We start from the raw sequence: 1,140 nt of genomic DNA on the forward strand, positions 1-1,140 counted from the left end.
CGGATGGTGTCTTGGCGGACGCCCAACACCTACCTCACGGCCGGTGCGGGCGGGGGACCGCCACCTCAAGTTCCACGAGACCCGGGACAACCTCCTTGTTCGGGGAGCCGGCGGTGTAGCGCCAGTCGAGGGCCTGCCCGTAGCCCCAGTCGGGAAGGTCTGGCAGGACCTGGTCGGACTGATCGGGGACGGCCGGCGGCGGGGTCAGCTCGGTGACGACGGGCGGGGTGGGTCCGACGGCGAGGGACCAGACCCGGGCGACGGCGACGGTGCGGCCGTCGACGGTCATGACGGCCTCGGTGAGGTCGATGCGGCGGCCCGAGCGGACGGGGGAGACCTCGACGGTGAGCTCGCGGCGGGGGATGGCGCCGAAGAAGTCGACGCTGATTCGCGCGGCCCTCATGTGTTCCCCGGTGGCGCTGCCCGCCAGATGCGCGAGCAGCGCCGATGGCGGCCCGCCGTGCTGGGCGCTGGAGTCCCACGGGCTCTCGGTGGCCCGGGTGGGGGCGAAGCGGTTGTCGCCGAGGGGGAGGTAGAAGGCCTCGAGGTCCATGGCGGCAGTCTGGCGGACGCCGTCCCGTAGAGAGCTGGCGGATGCGCGGTGCATATCGGCCGCGTAAGGGCGGACCGTCGACAGTGGGGCTGCGCGCAGAAGTCCACGCTTCGGAAGCGGTAAGAAGGTGCTGCTTTGGACTCCATGTGCGAGTGAGCGAGGTGTTGTCAACACGTAGACAGTGACTGTCGTCCGGTCGGCTCACTCAACGGAGTAAGAGAGGGCGCCGGGCAGCCCGTACTGACACGCGCGCGCTGGTATGTCTAGGCGCGAGAATCTTTGCAAGTCTAACAAAGGGGTGGGACTCACTTGGCCGAAGTGCTGGGCGATGTCGAGCCAGCCCCTCCGGTACGACGTCCAGCACCAGGTTGGCGTACGCGCATTGTGTTTGTCATCCTCGGCGCGATCTGTGTTGCAGCGATCGCGACTGCAGGGTGGGCGATCACTACGCAGAACGCCGCAGTACGTACGGCAACAGAGAGTGCTGAGGAGGCGGGGAAATCTGCTGGATACCGCGAAGGCCATCTAGCCGGCGTATCGGGAGGTTGTCCCGGGTCTCGTGGAACTTGAGGTGGCGGTCCCCCGCC

General features: G+C 68.1%; 1 protein-coding gene. It reads right to left on the reverse strand.

Annotated features, from left to right (window positions below; translation table 11 throughout):
* Positions 1-34: 34 nt before the first annotated feature.
* Positions 35-553 (reverse strand): acyl-CoA thioesterase domain-containing protein, encoded by a 519-nt coding sequence (locus BLW04_RS25590; RefSeq protein ID WP_254782012.1) that lies wholly within the window; start codon positions 551-553, stop codon positions 35-37.
* Between the last annotated feature and the right edge of the window lie 587 nt (positions 554-1,140).

The sequence above is a fragment of the Modestobacter sp. DSM 44400 genome (genome assembly GCF_900107175.1).
Taxonomy (GTDB): domain Bacteria; phylum Actinomycetota; class Actinomycetes; order Mycobacteriales; family Geodermatophilaceae; genus Modestobacter.